The sequence below is a fragment of the Hymenobacter psoromatis genome (assembly GCF_020012125.1).
GTDB lineage: Bacteria > Bacteroidota > Bacteroidia > Cytophagales > Hymenobacteraceae > Hymenobacter > Hymenobacter psoromatis.
The window spans coordinates 4,092,149-4,107,321 of the sequence record NZ_JAIFAG010000001.1 but is presented as its reverse complement, the minus strand read 5'-3'; the positions used below and the strand labels follow the sequence as shown (position 1 = coordinate 4,107,321).

Annotated in this window: 13 protein-coding genes; 3 read left to right on the top strand and 10 right to left on the bottom strand. The window is 64.3% G+C overall.

Annotation, left to right across the window (positions count from 1 at the left end; all coding sequences use genetic code 11):
• Nucleotides 1-61 precede the first annotated feature (61 nt).
• The 6 genes from LC531_RS17720 to LC531_RS17695 all read right to left on the bottom strand — a co-directional run bounded on the left by LC531_RS17720 (nt 62) and on the right by LC531_RS17695 (nt 6,828).
• On the bottom strand, nt 62-298 hold the full coding sequence (locus LC531_RS17720) for a hypothetical protein (protein WP_223652653.1): 237 nt from the start codon (nt 296-298) through the stop codon (nt 62-64).
• Between the two features lie 115 nt (nt 299-413).
• Nucleotides 414-1,988: a DUF1501 domain-containing protein gene (locus LC531_RS17715; protein WP_223652651.1), complete on the bottom strand. Its 1,575-nt coding sequence runs from the start codon at nt 1,986-1,988 to the stop codon at nt 414-416.
• A gap of 170 nt (nt 1,989-2,158) precedes the next feature.
• Entirely contained in the window at nt 2,159-3,871 is a 1,713-nt protein-coding gene (locus LC531_RS17710; protein ID WP_223652650.1) for a DUF1800 domain-containing protein, read from the bottom strand.
• 106 nt (nt 3,872-3,977) lie between these two features.
• Complete coding sequence (locus LC531_RS17705; protein WP_223652648.1) at nt 3,978-4,865, bottom strand: hypothetical protein; 888 nt, start codon at nt 4,863-4,865, stop codon at nt 3,978-3,980.
• A gap of 125 nt (nt 4,866-4,990) precedes the next feature.
• Entirely contained in the window at nt 4,991-6,157 is a 1,167-nt protein-coding gene (locus tag LC531_RS17700; protein ID WP_223652646.1) for a S1C family serine protease, read from the bottom strand.
• Between the two features lie 80 nt (nt 6,158-6,237).
• On the bottom strand, nt 6,238-6,828 hold the full coding sequence (locus LC531_RS17695; protein ID WP_223652644.1) for an RNA polymerase sigma factor: 591 nt from the start codon (nt 6,826-6,828) through the stop codon (nt 6,238-6,240).
• Between the two features lie 150 nt (nt 6,829-6,978).
• On the opposite strand from LC531_RS17695, the gene LC531_RS17690 reads away from it, so the two are divergent.
• A complete protein-coding gene (locus LC531_RS17690) occupies nt 6,979-7,203 on the top strand; it encodes a hypothetical protein (protein ID WP_223652642.1) in 225 nt (74 codons plus the stop codon).
• An 83-nt stretch (nt 7,204-7,286) separates the two neighbouring features.
• Here the strand turns inward: LC531_RS17690 and LC531_RS17685 are convergent, their stop codons facing one another.
• The 3 genes from LC531_RS17685 to LC531_RS22940 all read right to left on the bottom strand — a co-directional run bounded on the left by LC531_RS17685 (nt 7,287) and on the right by LC531_RS22940 (nt 10,398).
• Nucleotides 7,287-8,318, bottom strand: coding sequence for a 5-methylcytosine restriction system specificity protein McrC (locus tag LC531_RS17685; protein WP_223652640.1), 1,032 nt, complete (start codon nt 8,316-8,318; stop codon nt 7,287-7,289).
• Between the two features lie 37 nt (nt 8,319-8,355).
• On the bottom strand, nt 8,356-9,042 hold the full coding sequence (locus LC531_RS17680; protein WP_223652638.1) for a hypothetical protein: 687 nt from the start codon (nt 9,040-9,042) through the stop codon (nt 8,356-8,358).
• A gap of 72 nt (nt 9,043-9,114) precedes the next feature.
• Nucleotides 9,115-10,398 carry an AAA family ATPase gene (locus tag LC531_RS22940; RefSeq protein ID WP_332874866.1) on the bottom strand — a complete coding sequence of 428 codons (1,284 nt, stop codon included), beginning with the start codon at nt 10,396-10,398 and terminating at the stop codon, nt 9,115-9,117.
• 112 nt (nt 10,399-10,510) lie between these two features.
• On the opposite strand from LC531_RS22940, the gene LC531_RS17670 reads away from it, so the two are divergent.
• Complete coding sequence (locus tag LC531_RS17670) at nt 10,511-11,917, top strand: ATP-binding protein (RefSeq protein WP_223652636.1); 1,407 nt, start codon at nt 10,511-10,513, stop codon at nt 11,915-11,917.
• A gap of 83 nt (nt 11,918-12,000) precedes the next feature.
• Complete coding sequence (locus tag LC531_RS17665; RefSeq protein WP_223652634.1) at nt 12,001-13,656, top strand: NAD(P)/FAD-dependent oxidoreductase; 1,656 nt, start codon at nt 12,001-12,003, stop codon at nt 13,654-13,656.
• A 66-nt stretch (nt 13,657-13,722) separates the two neighbouring features.
• Here LC531_RS17665 and LC531_RS17660 read toward each other — a convergent pair whose 3' ends face one another.
• Complete coding sequence (locus tag LC531_RS17660) at nt 13,723-15,078, bottom strand: lysophospholipid acyltransferase family protein (RefSeq protein WP_223652632.1); 1,356 nt, start codon at nt 15,076-15,078, stop codon at nt 13,723-13,725.
• Nucleotides 15,079-15,173 lie beyond the last annotated feature (95 nt).

Below are 15,173 nucleotides of genomic sequence, written 5' to 3'. Positions count from 1 at the left end.
TCACGACAGAAACCCTTCTCACGCGGTAAGAAGGGCTTCTGTCGTAGAAAAAACGTAAGCTTTAGTCCTCCGTAGCGCGGTTGATGACGACGATGGCCACCACGGCAAGGGTAGCTACGCCTAAAATCAGCTGCGTGGGGGTGAAATTCTTGGATGCCTTGCGTAGCAGGGTGCCGCCGTTTTTGAGCAGGTCATCCATGTGCTCGGTCTTGCCCTGAAACACGTTTACCGCCGCCTCAAACGTGCGGGCAATGTCTTCGGGTAGAATTTTTTCGACTTGTTGAAGCTGGTCAGCCATAGGAAAAGCAAGTAGTTGGTGGAGCTGGAAAAGCGCGCGATTTGCCGCCAATTAGCTTTTACGCAAAAACCTGCCCGGTGTTCCTGCGCAGCTTTTCCGCGCTGGCCATACTGCGTTAATCGGCCACTATCAGCAGCAGGGCGCTGTTACGTCCGCCCTCGCGCACCACGCAATGGTAGGTGCCGGGGGCCAGGCCCGCTACTTCTACTGGCACGCGCTGCGGCCCGCTGCCCAGCACTTGGCCATCGACCACGCGGCGTACCTCGCGGCCCAGGCTGTCGAGCAGCAACAGCTGCACGGCTTCACCCTGGCTCTCAAAAACTACCGTGGCCGACCCCGCCGCCGGGTTGGGATAGACGCTGAAGCCCACCACCGGATTAGCACCGGCCGCCGTGGCCAGGGCCTTTTGCTTGATAACGGGCACGTAGGGAAAGCTCTGGCCAAAAAGCTGAACTAACGTGCTTTGCGGCACCTGAAACCAGTCTTGCAGAATGCTAGTGTACACGCTGCGAAAGTCCACCTGCATGGCCACGTTGTCGTTCACGCCCGCGTTAGCGGGCAGCTGGGGGTTGGTCCCGTACACGATGGGGTTGGCCTGCGAACCGAACACCAGGAGCGGGGCCGCCGCGCCGTGGTCGGTACCGTAGCCCGAATTGGCCCGGATGCGCCGGCCAAACTCCGAAAACGTCATCCCGATTACCCGGTCCTGCACGTTCAGGCGCTTCAGGTCGTCCTGAAAGGCGTTGATGCCGTCGGCCACCTTGCCCAGCAGCGTGGCGTGCGCGCCGGTAGTGGGGCTGCCGGTAACAACTTGGTTGGAGTGCAGGTCGAAGCCACCGAGCTGACACACATAGATGCGGGTGCTGAGGCCGCCGGCCACCAGCTGGGCCACTATTTTGAGCTGGTCGGCCAGCGCGTTCTGGCCGGTAGCGGGGTAGAGTGGCGATAAGTTCTTGGCCTTGCCCGCCGCCGCCTGAATAGTGGCCGTGTACACCTGCGTCTGGCTCACCACCTGCCGGATAAAGGCTAGCTCGTGGCCGGCCTGGGTGGCGGGCGCGGCATCGGTGCCACCGCTCAGCAGCTGGTAAAAACTAGTGGTGCTGGCGATGGCCATGCCCATGTTCACGGTGGGGCCCTGCACGCAGTTGCTCACTACCGAGCCAATGCTGATAGCCAGTGGGTCAGGATTTTGCGCGCTGGGGTAGCTAGTAGGAAAGCCCGGAAACTCCTCATCCAGGTAGCGCCCGCCCCAGCCGGTCGTCCACACTACGTCCGAGCCGGAGCCGGAAGTCCAGATATCGGTGGCCCGGAAGTGCGAAAAGTTGGGGGTTGGGTAGCCTACGCTCTGCACCACGCCCAGCTGGCCGTTTTTATAGAGCTGCTGCGCCGTGGCCATCGCTGGGTGAATGCCGGTGGCCGCCGTGAGGGGTAGCACCTGGCTCTGGGGCAGCATAATATTGGGCCGGGCCGCCGCCAGCGCCGCGTACTGGTCCACCGGAATAATCATGTTCAGCCCATCATTACCACCCTGTAGCTGTATGATAACCAGTACCTTATCGGTGGCCGTGGTGGCGTTGGTGAGCGCCGCCAGCTCGGGCGAGTAGGCGTAGGCTCCAATTGGAAAGCCACCCAGCACGGTAGCGCCCGTCACAGCAGCGGCGGAAGTCTGAAGAAAGTCGCGACGTTTCATAGAGTATTATTGATTGTTGACTAATCATTTGTCCTTGCGAGCGCAGCGCGGCAATCGCATCAGAACGATACCCGCGCCGCTCGTTCATCCATCGTTCTGGGGCGATTGCCGCGCTGCGCTCGCAAGGACAAACGGCTAACAATCAACCCCTAACTCCCAGCAATCAACAATCAAGAAAGCTGATACTCAGCCAGGCCGGCCAGGGCCCGCGCCATCGCGCCAAGCTTGCCGGCCACGGCGTTGCGCTTAGCTATAAGGGTAGGCGTAGCCAGAAACTGCGTCCACTCGCTGGTCCACTCAAAGTCGGGCAGGCCGGGAATGAGGGCACTCTTCAAAAAATCCAGCTGGTTGGTGGTCAGATTAATAGGCACCATCAGGCGCACAAATTCGGCGATGAGCAAGTTGGGGTCCTGGGCCGTGGCGGGGGGTAGGGCCTGCACCCAGGCCACGAGGTCGGCCTTGTAGGTGAACCCGTTGCGGGTGAAGCCGGGGCCCAGGAGCAGGTCAGTCGTCTGGTTGCGGCGCGGCAGCGTCACCGAGTTTATCCACAGCTCATGAAACTGCGGCGTTTGGTAATAAGCCGCCCAGCCGGCCACGTTGGGCGGGTCGCCGAGGGTTTGCTGCTGCACGTAGGCCAGCGAATAGAGGTAGTCCCACACGCCGTACTGGGCCACCGGGCTGCCGGCGGGGGGTAGGGCCAGCTCCAGCTGCCGGGCCACGCCCACCGTAAAGTCGAGCGGACTCTTAATGAGGCAGCCCACGCTAGCCACGTCGAAGAAGTGTGCCGAGCCCAGTAGCTGGCGCAGCACCGGGGCCACTTCGTAGTTGCTTTGCACAAGCAGCGTGGCCAGGGGCTGAATAATTGCGCTTTCTACCTGGTCATCAATTACATAATACACAAACCATCGGTAGAGCTTGCGCACCAGAAACGCCGCCGTGCTAGGCTGCCGAAAAAGCAGGTCAATCAAATCCTGGTACTCGGCAGCCCCGTTGGGGGTAATTTTGGCGTTGCCAAAGGCGGCGCTGAACTGCTTGGTCGTGGTATCGTGGCGGCTGGCCGTGAAGTAGCCGGCGGCCGTGGCGGCATTGTCGCGCCAGCCGGTGAGCACGCGGGCGGCGGCCTGCACATCGGCCTCGGTGTAAGTAGTGTAGTTGCCGGCCCCGATGAGCGGTCCCTTGCCCAGGGTGAATAATTCCATCAGCTCGCGGCCGTAGTTCTCGTTGGGCGCGCCGGTCACGCTCTGGTTACCATTGAGATAGCGCAGCATGGCCGGGTTAATGGTCACGTCCTTGGCCAGCTGCCGGATGTTGCCCAGCGCATACTGACGCAGCAGCCGCACATACTCGTAGCCGTAGCCCGCGCTGTTGATGTTGCCAAACTCGACCACGAAATGGTTGTGCCAGAACAAGGTCATCTGCTCGCTCAGCGAGGTGCCCTGCGTGAGCTGCTGGCCCAGCCACCAGTCGCGCAGCGAGGTGCGGCGCACGCCCTCCAGAGTCTGGTCGAAGGGCTGCCCCACCCAGGTCTGGCCGATGGGCCCGGTAGTATCGGTGGCACTCACGCGCACGGGCGGGTCCGGCGCGGCTGGCACCGTCAGTAGCTGGTCGAGCACCGCGGGCAGTGAGGAGCCGGCCGCCGCTACTATTTCGCCGCGCGTGGGCCCAAACAGGCAGCGCCGCAGCAGATGGGCCGCCTGGTCGGGGCCCCAGGGACCGGCGTAGGCATCGAGTGCGGCGGTGGTGCTGAGCGGGGCGGGCAGCGCCTGATTGGCATAGGCGCTGGCCTGCTCGCGGAGCGAGCTAAGCTGGCGGGTGGCCCCAGTGGCCGGAGCCGCCGCGCGCCGGGCAGCAATAGTAGGCTGGAGGAAAGCTCGGCGGTCCATAAGCGGCAATAGGCAAGTACGTTCTAAGGATGCCTCCGCCGCCCAAAAGTTTAATGGCTGACCACCAAAATTTTATTAGGCCAAAAAACTGTCGGCTCACGCGCTCCTACCCCCCTTCAGTTAGCAAAGGTTTCGGCAGCTGCCAGCCGCGGCCCAGCCAGCGCCGCAGCGCCCGCCGCCAGCCCGGCAGCGCCCGAAACCGCGCCTTGCCCTCGGCCAGCGCGGGCACGTCGAGCCGGGTGGTGCGGGCCTGCCAGCCGGCCAGGCCGGTGGGGGGGGGTAGGGCAAAGAACGCGGCTAGCACCGGCCGGATTTCCTTCAGGTTCCAGTAGTGATACACCCAGGGCGCGGCTTCGCGCACTGGCCCGGCCTGCGCCCACACCACACTGAAGGCCAGTTGCTCCATCACGTGCTTGGGGTAGAGGCGATAAAGCGATTCGGTGAGGGCCAGCACGGCGGCTAGCCGGGGCGCGTCGGTGCTGCGCAGGCCCAGCACGCCGGCGTTGTACATGCGGGTGCCGGCGCCAATGGCCATGCCGCCAGGCAGCGCCGCCGAGCCAGCCGCCCGCAGCGCCCGGTTTATCTTGCGGTTCAGGGGGTTACCATCGCCCAGCCGTCCTTCGGCCACGTGCATAAAGAGTTCGCCCCGGCCCAGCGCGGCAAAGAGGTCGGCCGGGCTTTGCAGGAAAATAGTATCGGTATCGACATACAGCAGCTGGCCCGCGCAGTGCGCTGCCGCGTGCCTCAGCACCTCAATTTTGACCCGGTGCACAAAATCAATTTCGCCCCGCCAGGCCCGCCACTGTGCTGGCTCAATGCGCACGTACTCGACGCCAGCCGCCGCGCCCAGCACCGCCCGAAAATGCGCCGGGGCGTCAGTATAGACCAGCACGGTAGCTTCAGCGGGCTGCCGCAGGTAAGACAGGATGCTCAGCAGGGCCTCGTTTAGTACGTCGGGGCTGCCGTAGGCCTGGTAAATGAGGTAGTCGCCCATGCCCGGCAAAGGTACGGGCGGGGGGTAGGTGGCTGCCCGCGGCCGCGCAGCCGGTCCCAAAACCCTTAAAGCCCCGCCGAAAGGGCGAGGCTTTAAGAGCGCTGGCAGAAAAAATGGAGAAAAGCTTATTCGTATACTTTTACCACGAACACGAAGTCTTGCAGGCGCTTCACCTGCTGGGCGCGGCCCGCGCCGGCCAGCTGATTGCCGTGGGGCAGGTGGTAGGCGGCGGCGGGCTGCCGGTTCTTAAGCGAGTCAACCAAGCGTACTAAATAAGACGACTTGGTGGCGAAGGCGGCGCTTTGCGCGTCATCCTGCCGGCCGCTCACGACGCCGATGAGATTGCCGCGCTCATCCAGCAGCGGGCCGCCCGAGTTGCCGGGGTTTACCGGGATACTGACCTGGTAGAAGGCCGTGTCGCCGCCGAAGCCCGAGCGGGCGCTCAGCGCACCCTCACCGTACACCACGTCCTCGCGGGGGTAGCCCAGCGTGTACACCCGCTCCCCTAAGTCGGCTTGCCCGCCCTTAAACACATAGGGTAGGCGGCCGAAGCCATCAAAATTCGCGTCCTTGATGCGCAGGATAGCCAAGTCGTGCTTGGCATCCGAATACACCGTTTCGGCCTTGTAGCGCTGGTGGTCGCGGCCTTCCACCAGCAGCGAGTCGGCCCCCTGAATCACGTGCGCGCTTGTTACCAGGTAGCCATCGGCAGTGAGGGCGAAGCCCGTGCCGCTGAACTTGCCCTCGCGCGGCGGCGTAGCGGGCACTTCCAGCTGGGTATTCACCCTGTGGCTCAGCGCCCGCTGGCTCTTCTTAATCTGTTCCAGCTCGCGGCGCATCACCGAGTAGCCGTACAGCGAGGGCTGCACTTTGGCCGTGCGCCACCATTCCAGCCCCAGCAGGGTGCTGAACACGGCCAGCACGGCCACCGAAGCGGCCACGCCCACCGTGGCGCGGTGCCCACCCCAAAACTCGCGCAGCTTCTGCTCGGTGCGCGACAAACTCAGCCGCGGGTTCACACTGTATGACAAGCCGTCGGCCTGCTTTTCCTCAAATGCCGGCGCAGCCTCGGCGGTTAGCATAGCTTCGTGCAAGCTGCTGATAAGCTGGCGGTTGTGCCGGCGTTCGCCGTAAGCCGTCAGCGTATCGGTCAGCTCCACGTACTCGGCATACAACTGTTGCAAGCGCGGCTCGGCCCCAAGGCGCGCCTCCAGGCCGGCCCGTGCCCCCGCCGCCAGCTCGCCGCGCTGGTAAGCTTCAAATAAGGCGTAGTAATCGGCTTCGGTCTGCATCTTTTAGGTTGAGTCCTAGTTCAGTTTGTCAGTGCCGCGACCTTGCATTAATGCGCAACATGCTCGCCATGACAAATGGGCTAAGCTTCTTTATAACTGGCAAAAAATAACTTTTTCAGGCGCGTCAGGCACTTATATTTTTGAGTTTTGGCAGTGTCGGCGTTGGTGTAGCCGTGCTCGGCGGTGAGGTCGAGCATCGATTTTTCGAGCAAATAAAAGCCTTCGAGTAGCGAGCGGCAGGGCTCACCCAGGTGGGTCAGCGCCTCGCTCATGGTAGCGAATCGTCGGTCGCGCTCCTCGGCTTCCTGCACATCGTCTTCGGCCCCCGTGTTGAGGTAAGGGCCGTATTCTTCCTCATCGAGCAGGCGCACGCCGTGCAGCCGGCTTTTGGAGGTGAGGCGCTTGAGCCACAGGCGGCGGCACACGGCGTAGAGGTAAGTTTTAATCTGGCAGCTTAGCTCCAGCGAGCCTTCGCGCACCTTCTCATAAAATACCATTACGCCTTCCTGGTACACGTCGCGGGCATCGTCCTCCGAGCCGCTGTTTTGCAGCACGAAGTGCGATATCATCGGCCAGTGCAGGCGGTAGAGCTGGCTGAGGGCCCGCTCGTCGCCGCCCGCAATGGCCTTGATGAGTTGGGCATCGGCGGCCAGCGCCGGTGAGCTATCCATGTTCATTCGCTTCGGGGCTTAATGCGGACTAACAGCCACTAGTAACCCATCAAAATTATTTTAATTTTTTTGCGCCGCCTGGGTTACCTGCCAGTCGGACTCGGATTAAGGGCAGATTTTTGTTAAACCCCTTTTCAAATCTACCCCAAAATGAGCAACCTCCTGAAAGTATCTGCCTTGTTCCTGGCCGTTGGCCTGGCTTCGTGCGAGTCGAAAACCGCTACTACCGAAACCACCACGCCTCCCGCCGCCACTGAGTCGACGATGAGCACCACCACCACCGACTCGGCCTCGACGATGGCTCCCGCCGCTGGCGGCGCGGCTGCTCCGGCTGCCGGCGGTGCGATGGCTACCGATACCACCAAGAAAATGTAATTGCCTCCAGGTCCCGCCTGGATGTAAGTTTTCTGAAAGCGGCCCGCGCAGTAGTGCGCGGGTCGCTTTTTTGCGTTTTCGCCTCATCCCACCAGCGCCAGCAGGTCGGCAGCGATGCCGAGCCAGGGCTGCTGCAAATCGAGGGTAACGATGCGTACCGGATGGCCGCCCAGCAGGTAGCGCACGTCCACGGCGGCCGTGGCGGCCGGGTAAAGCAGGATGCCTTCGAGGGCCTGGCCGGGGGTAGGGCGCAGGTTTTGAAGGTAAGCAAAGAGCTGGTAGAGGTGCGGCGCGATGAGCCGCGGCTGGTCGTAGCGCGGGCGCAGGGCGGCGGCGTAGTACTTGGTATCAAGAATAATTTTGCGGGCCGGGCTCTCCAGGGTCGTGTCGGTGAGCATGGTGGGCAGCAGGGCCAAATCCGGGGTGTGGGGCGCGGTGGCCTGCCAGGCAATAGTTTCGGTAAACACGCGGTACTGCCGCTGCTCGCGGCGGTAAAAGTTGCGCACCGCCTGCTCAAAAATGCGGGCCATCAGCCGCTCATCCTGCCGGAAGTCAGCCACGCGGCCCCTACCCCCCGCCGCCGGCGCGGGCAGCGCCGTTTCGTAAATCAGCTCGCAGATATGCAGCAAAAACGCCTCGGCGGATGCCAGGCGCTGCCGCCGCAGCGCCCCGATTACCGCCACGCCCGGCACTACCGGTACCACGCTGGCGGGTAGGCGGCTGCGTAGCGCGCTCACCTCCCGGCGCAACGGCAGGGGTAGGGCGGGGTGCGTAGCCAGGGCGGCCAGCGTGCCAGCCAGCAGCCGGTGCAGCGGCTGGTTGGGGCTCAGCTCCTCGAAGCCGCATACAGCGCGGCCTTGCGGCAGCAGCCCCCGGCCCAGGGTCGGAGCCAGCTCGACGCGCCCGCGCAACTGGTTGGTTTCCTCTTCAATAGCGATAAAAGCAAGGGGTAGGGCCGGCCGCAGCCGTTGGCGGGTGGCGTGCAGCAGCATCTGGGTAAGCAGCTCCAGCGGGCGGTGGAAGGGCGCTGCCTCGGCGGCGCGCAGCACGGCCGGCTCGGGCAGCCGCTGCCAGGAGTAGCACAGCAAATAATACAGGGTAGCGAGCGGAATCATGGGCGGCCAGGGGCGCTAGGCTACGGTTGGAACCGACTTATTTAGCCGACTCGGTCGACCGGAAGCGCCGCACCAGCATAATGATAGTTGCGATTACCGCCCCATAAACCAGCAAGCGCCCGGTTGTGCGGCCCGCTTGGCGAACATCGGAAACCTCGCGCTCGGCGGCCGGGGCAGCCTTCACCTGCAAGGACTGAAAAAAATGCCGCCGGTTGCCAACTTCGCTGGCTGGCTGGCCGAGGGTGGCGCGCCAGGTAAGCATGTAGGCGCGATGATTGGCATAGAGGATGCGAGCAAACTTAGTGCCTCCCAGCGAGGCCGTGGCGGGCAAGCTAAGCTCTACCTCAACGCCTTGGTACCCGGCCAGCGCAAACGGAGTGCGGCGCAGCAACCGCGCCTGGGCTTCGTCGCCGATGAGCGCTTTGATATTGACCGCATAAAATGCGGCTAACTCGTTCAGCGTGAGGCGACCATTAGAGTAAGGATACGCGGTGGAATCGATAAGTGCACAGGCCGCTACGTAAGTGGCCTCGGACGTATTGGCGAAATTTGCCTGCGTGTTTGGGTCGCTGGCCGGCATGGTGGTGAAAGGAGTGGGCAGCTCGACGCTGGCCCTGGCGGGCAGGGCCACGCGCTTCCAGGTAATGGAGTCGGGTGCCGGCGCAGCGGCCAGTTGCAGGCTGGTGCCAAGCAGGGCAATCAACAGCAATCGAAAACGAAACATAAGCCGGTGAAAGCGCGAATAGATGAATAAAAGACCCTTTGGGTAGCGAGTACGGCCGGGCTACAGTGGTGGTTATAAGCCGGCCAGCAGCTTGCGCAGCTGGGCGGCGGCCTGCTCGGGCTGCTCGCGCCAGTAGTCGGCCAGTAGGGGGCCGATTTCCTGCTCAAAAATGAGCCGCAGCCACGCCCCGGCCGCGGCCGGGGGGGTAGGCGGTGCGCAGAAATAGCTATGGCCAATCTCAAAATCAGGTCCCAGCTCGGGGTCAGCGGCAATGACCTGGTTGAGAGCCACCAGGCGCTCGGTCAATAAGTTAATTAGCTCAGCAGGCACTTGGTTAGCAGCCAAAAGCTGGCGCAATGGCGCGCCGAACTGCGGCCGCAACGCCACGAAGGCGAAGCGCCGCCGCAGCGCGTAGTCGAGCGGGGCCAGCGAGCGGTCGGCCAGGTTGAGCGTGCCGATGACGTAGAGGTTATCGGGCACGAAAAACCGGGGCGCGTCGGGCGGGGCGTAGGGCAGGCGCAGGGCGTGGGCGGGGCCGCGCTTGTCGGGCTCCAGCAGCAACAGAAACTCGCCAAAAATGCGGGCCACGTTGCCCCGGTTCAACTCGTCAATCAGCAGAAAATAAGGCCGGTCGGGGTCCTGGGCAGCACGCTGGCACAGCAGTGGCAGCACGCCCGGCACCAGCCCAAACTGCCCCTTGGCCCCCGGCCGAAAGCCCAGCATAAAGTCCTCGTAGCTGTAGCTGGGGTGAAACTGCACCAACTCGATGCGGCTCTCGTCTTTTTGCCCCAAAAGCAGCCAGGCCAGGCGGCGGGCCAAAAAAGTTTTGCCGGTGCCGGGTGGGCCTTGCAGCAGCAGCGCCCGGCGGCGGCGCAAGCCGGCCTGCGCGGCAGTTAGCTCATCTTCCGTGATAAACAACTCTTTTAGTGCCGCTGCCTCGGGGTAGGGGGGTAGGGCGGCGTAGGCGGCGGCGGGCTCGGCGGCGATGGGAATTTTAAGTGCCGCCGGGCCGGTGTAGAGCCCTTCGGCCTGCTGCTCGGCGGCCTGCTCGTGGTCTTGGGCCGAGCCGGCGGCCAGCACGGGGCGCTTGGCGGCAATGGTGAAGTCGAGGGCTTCGAGCAGGGCGTTGGTGGGCTGGCCGGCGGGGTGGGGCCAGCGGGCGGTGGGGTCGGCCAGGGCCAGGCGGTAGGCCAGCTCGGCCACGGCGCGGGGCGGGTAGCGCCGGCCCCGATACAGCAGCTCGTACACGGTGCTGGGCGGCAGGCGGCGGCCCTCGCGCTCCACCAGGCGCAGGGCGCGCAGCACGTGCTCGCGGGTGAGGAGCGGGGATGAAGGGGGGGTAGGGGCGGAACTCACGAGGCAAAAGAACGCCGCCGGGCGCGGAGTGAGGCGGGCTGCAGGCCGCCACCGGCAAAAAAACGCCTGAAGCGCGCCCCAACTTCACCGCGCCGCGCCGGTTAGGTAACGTATGGCTCAGCAACTTCCTCCCGACCCCGCCGCGCTTACCAGCATCGCGGCCTTTCAAAACCTGCCCGCCAAGGTGCTGGCTTGGCTGGTGAGTACCGGCGAGCTGTGCCAATACGCTGATGGGGAGCTAATTGTGCGCACCGGCGACCCCGCCAATAAGATGATGGCCGTGGTGCGGGGCGGGATGCAGTATTTCCGCGGCGACAATGGCCAGCAGGAACCGGTGTTCCGAGTGGCCACGGGCAGTATCAGCGGCGTGCTACCTTATTCGCGCTTGCAAATAAGTAGAGGCCAGGGGGTAGCCGTGGGCGACACCGTGCTCTATCTGCTGTCCCGCACCGAGTTTCCGGCCCTGGAGCAGGTCAGCCCCGAGCTGGTGCAGCGGCTGGTGGGCATTATGAGCGACCGCGCCCGCGACGAGGTGCGCGGCCAAGAGCGCGACGACAAGCTGCGGGCGCTGGGCAAGCTTTCGGCCGGCCTGGCCCACGAGCTGAACAACCCCGCCGCCGCCATTGCCCGCGCCGCCGATGCCCTGGGAAACATGCTGAAAAACAAGCCCGTGCTGCTCAAAAACTTGCTGCTGGCCTGCCCGCCCGCCGAGGCCGTGGCAGCGCTGCTCAGCACGAGCACCCCCGCCACCGAGCCCGATGCGGCCCTACCCCCCCGCTCGGCTCTGGCCCGCGCCGATGCTGAGGACGAGCTGGCCGACTGGCTCGACGGCCAGGGCTGCCCCGATGGCTACGCGCTGGCCCCCAACCTGCTTGATGCAGGCCACACCGCCGCCACCCTGGAGCCCTTGGTGGCGCAGCTGCCCGCATCGGCCCGGCCCGCTGCGCTGGCCTGGCTCGAAAGCCACGTGTCGGTGCTGCGCCTCACCCGCGACCTGCGCGAGGCCAGCCAGCGCATCAGCACGCTGGTCGGCAACGTCAAAAACTACTCGCACATGGACCGCGCCGGCGGCCACGAGCTGCTCGACGTGACCGAGGGCCTCGACAGCACGCTCAATATATTTGACCATGCCCTACGCCATAAAAACGTGAAGCTCACCCGCGCCTACGCTCCCGACGCGCCGCGGGTACTGGCCGCGGCCGGGCCGCTCAACCAGGTGTGGACCAACCTGCTGGACAATGCCCTCGACGCCCTACCCCCCAGCGGCGGTACGCTCACGGTGCAAGCTGCCCGGCAAAACGGTGGCCTGGGCGTCAGCATTATTGACAACGGCAGCGGCATCGCCCCCGAAGTGCTGGCGCACTTGTTCGAGCCCTTTTACACTACTAAGCCGGCCGGCGAGGGCAGCGGCTTGGGCCTCGATATTGCCCGGCGCATCGTGCAGGAGCACGGCGGCCAGCTGGAGGCCCGGTCGGTGCCCGGCCGCACGGAGTTTTCAGTGTGGTTGCCGACAGGGTAGGCGGACGTGCGGTAAGCTTTAGCTTGCCGAATCAACTTCTTCCCCGCATCAATTTGGCAAGCTAAAGCTTACCCTTCACTCTTATGAAAAAGCCGATTATCCTGACTGTGGACGACGATGCGCAAGTCCTGGCCGCCATCACTCGCGACCTGCGCCAGGAATTTCGCGCCGACTACCGCATCCTGAGCGTCAATTCCGGCCCCGAAGCCCTCGCTACCCTCACCGAACTGCGCGCCCGCGCCGAGCCGCTGGCCCTGGTGCTGGCCGACCAGCGGATGCCCGAAGTAGAAGGCGTAGAAGTGCTTACCCGCGCCCGCGAGCTGTTTCCGGAGGCTAAGCGCGTGCTGCTCACGGCCTACGCCGACACCACGGCGGCCATCAAGGCTATCAATTCGGCGCAGCTCGACTACTACTTGCTCAAACCCTGGGACCCGCCCGAGCAGCTGCTCTACCCCACCCTGCACGACCTGCTAGCCAGCTGGCAGGCCACCTACCGGCCGGCGTTTGCGGGCTTGCGGCTCATCGGGTTTCAGTGGTCGCCGCTCTCGCACGAACTCAAGGATTTTCTCAGTGGCTACATGGTGGGCTACCAATGGCTTGATTTTGAGAAGGATGCCGAGGCTAAGGTGCTGATGGATGCCAACGGCTTCACGCCCGATGACCTGCCGTTCGTCATTTGCCCCGATGGCCAGGCCGTGGCCAAGCCCGCTAAGCTCGACTTGGCCCGGCACCTGGGCCTGCTGGTCGAGGCCAAGCAGGAGCTGTATGACGTGGTGGTAATCGGGGCGGGGCCGGCCGGGCTGGCCGCCGCCGTGTACGGCGCTTCGGAGGGCCTGAAAACGCTCATCATTGAGCGCCAAACGCCCGGCGGGCAGGCCGGCTCGTCATCGCGCATTGAGAATTACCTGGGCTTCCCCACCGGCCTCAGCGGTGCCGAGCTGGCCCACCGCGCCTGGAGCCAGGCTACCCGCCTCGGGGCCGAATTTATGGCCCCGCAGGAGGTCATTAACCTGTGCGTGCAGGATGGCTATAAAGTGCTTACCCTGAGGGATAAAACGGAGATAAAAGCCCGCGCCGTGGTGCTCACCACCGGCGTGAGTTACCGGGTGCTCGACGCGCCGGGGCTCGACCGACTCAGCGGGGCCGGCGTGTACTATGGCGCGGCCCGCACCGAGGCGCGCAGCTGCAGCGACCAGCCGGTGTACATCATCGGCGGGGGTAACTCCGCGGGGCAAGCGGCTATGTACCTGGCTACCTACGCCTCGCGGGTGTTCCTCATCATTCGGGGCGAAAGCCTGACCGCCAGCATGTCGGCCTACCTCATTGAGCAGATTGCCCAAACGCCCAACATTGAGCTGCTGCCCCATACCCAGGTGCGCGAAGCCTGCGGCACGCACGCCCTCGAAGCCGTAGTTATTCAGCAGGCCGGTCGCGAGTCCGAAAAGCGGCCCGCCCGCGCCTTGTTCATCTTCATTGGGGCCAAGCCCAGCACCGAATGGGTATGCCACCTGGCCATCTGCGACGCTAAGGGCTACCTGCTCACCGGCCGCGACCTGGTAGCCGACCCGCGCTATGCTACCGTTTGGAAAAAAGACCGCGAGCCCTACCTGCTCGAAACCTGCGTGCCCGGCCTCTTCGCCGCCGGCGACGGCCGCGCTGGCGCAATGGCCCGCGTGGCCTCGGCCGTGGGCGAGGGTAGCATGGCCATCAAATTCGTGCACCAATACCTGGATGAATAAGGCGCGTAGGGTAATCTCTAGCTGGCCGGATTAAGGGCCGGAAACGATACGGCGGTAAGCTAAAGCTTATTCTACGCGCTGATAAGCCGCCTGCGCCTCGTCCAGCAGGCTGAGTACTTTGGCGCGCAGCTGCCGCAGGCGCACCAGCTCGGGGGAGGGTAGGCGGCGCACGCGCACGCGCCGGAGGCGGGCGCTCAGCGTTTGCCAGTAGCCCAGGGCGTAGAAGCCGGCCAGGGGTAGGGATGCGGCAAAGAGCAGCGTCAGCCGCCAGTCGTGGGTAAGCCAGTGCTGCACGGCGGCGGCCTCCAGGGCGTAGGCCAGCGGAAAAGTGAGCATCCCGACCGCCAGCATAATGGCCGCGATAAACTCCGTTTCCTGGGTGGCGCGGTAGGCCACTTCAGCCGGTAATTTATAGGGTAAGTAGTTGGTTAGCACGCCATAGAGCCAGACTGGGAAGCCCAGCGCCAGGCTCAGATAATCGGTGCGGGTGGTGCCGGGGCGCTGGCTTTGGTCGAGGGCTTCGTCATCGAGCTGGTGGGCTTCCAGCGCGGCTAAATAGTCGGTCAGGGCCGCGCGCAGGGTAGTCAGGCGGTCGGGGTCATGCTGCTCAAACCAGGCCACGGCATCGAGCAGGGTGCGGCTGAGCTGGAAGTTATCGTAGAGCGTATCGGGGTCGTCGTCGGGGTTGAGGTGGTTGCCAAAGGTGCGCTCCACCTGCTGGGCCAGCTGGTCGTCGGCGGCATCGTGGCTGATGACGAGGCGGCGCGTGAGGCGCTGGCGGATTTCCTCGGTCAGCGCATCGGCGGCCGCGTCGGGGTCGTCGTGGTAGCGGGTGGCGTAGGCGCTCACCTCAATGGGCGGGGCCACGTTGAGCAGCGCGTCGGAGCGAAAGTGGCTGGGGTCGAAGTAGTTGGTGCCGACGCACACGATTTTCAGGCCTAGCTTGAAATCGTGCCGGGCCTCGGTGCCCAGCGCAATGCGGGCCGCACCGGTCTTAAGCGGCCGGAGCCGACGCTCGCTCACGCTGGTGCCCTCCGGAAAAATCATGACCGTGCCGCCACGCTCCAGGTAGTCGTAGCAGCGCCCGAAGCTGGCCTCGTTGCTAGCCGCCAGCTGGGCGGGGGTAGGACCGTCGGCGCTGCCCTCCGCATCCTGCCGCCGGTAGATGGGAATGCAGTTGCCCGAGCGCATGATGGCCCCGAGCACGGGGTTTTTAAAAAACGTACTCTTCGCCAGAAACGCGATGGGCTGGTGGCGCTGCACGGCCGTCACGAGCGGGTCCATGAGTGTGTTGGGGTGGTTGCCGCACAGCATCAGCGGCCCCGGCAGGCGCAGGCGCTCGCGGTGGCGCACTTCGAGCCGGCGAAAAAATACGCGCAGCCCCAGGCGCACCACGGGCTTCATAACGGTGTAAAAGAGCATGTTAGTTAACAAATAATGGTCAGGGATTAGTAAGTAATGCCGTTCTGACCCGTCGAGCCGCTAAACAACATTACTCACTAATCCCTGACCACTAA

Coding starts and splice junctions, on each gene's coding strand:
- LC531_RS17695 (WP_223652644.1), bottom strand. CDS start 6,828: ATGGATAGCTCACCGGCGCTGGCCGCCGATGCCCAACTCATCAAGGCC.
- LC531_RS17710 (WP_223652650.1), bottom strand. CDS start 3,871: ATGGACCGCCGAGCTTTCCTCCAGCCTACTATTGCTGCCCGGCGCGCG.
- LC531_RS17690 (WP_223652642.1), top strand. CDS start 6,979: ATGAGCAACCTCCTGAAAGTATCTGCCTTGTTCCTGGCCGTTGGCCTG.
- LC531_RS17705 (WP_223652648.1), bottom strand. CDS start 4,865: ATGGGCGACTACCTCATTTACCAGGCCTACGGCAGCCCCGACGTACTA.
- LC531_RS17685 (WP_223652640.1), bottom strand. CDS start 8,318: ATGATTCCGCTCGCTACCCTGTATTATTTGCTGTGCTACTCCTGGCAG.
- LC531_RS17670 (WP_223652636.1), top strand. CDS start 10,511: ATGGCTCAGCAACTTCCTCCCGACCCCGCCGCGCTTACCAGCATCGCG.
- LC531_RS17665 (WP_223652634.1), top strand. CDS start 12,001: ATGAAAAAGCCGATTATCCTGACTGTGGACGACGATGCGCAAGTCCTG.
- LC531_RS17660 (WP_223652632.1), bottom strand. CDS start 15,078: ATGCTCTTTTACACCGTTATGAAGCCCGTGGTGCGCCTGGGGCTGCGC.
- LC531_RS17680 (WP_223652638.1), bottom strand. CDS start 9,042: ATGTTTCGTTTTCGATTGCTGTTGATTGCCCTGCTTGGCACCAGCCTG.
- LC531_RS17700 (WP_223652646.1), bottom strand. CDS start 6,157: ATGCAGACCGAAGCCGATTACTACGCCTTATTTGAAGCTTACCAGCGC.
- LC531_RS17720 (WP_223652653.1), bottom strand. CDS start 298: ATGGCTGACCAGCTTCAACAAGTCGAAAAAATTCTACCCGAAGACATT.
- LC531_RS17715 (WP_223652651.1), bottom strand. CDS start 1,988: ATGAAACGTCGCGACTTTCTTCAGACTTCCGCCGCTGCTGTGACGGGC.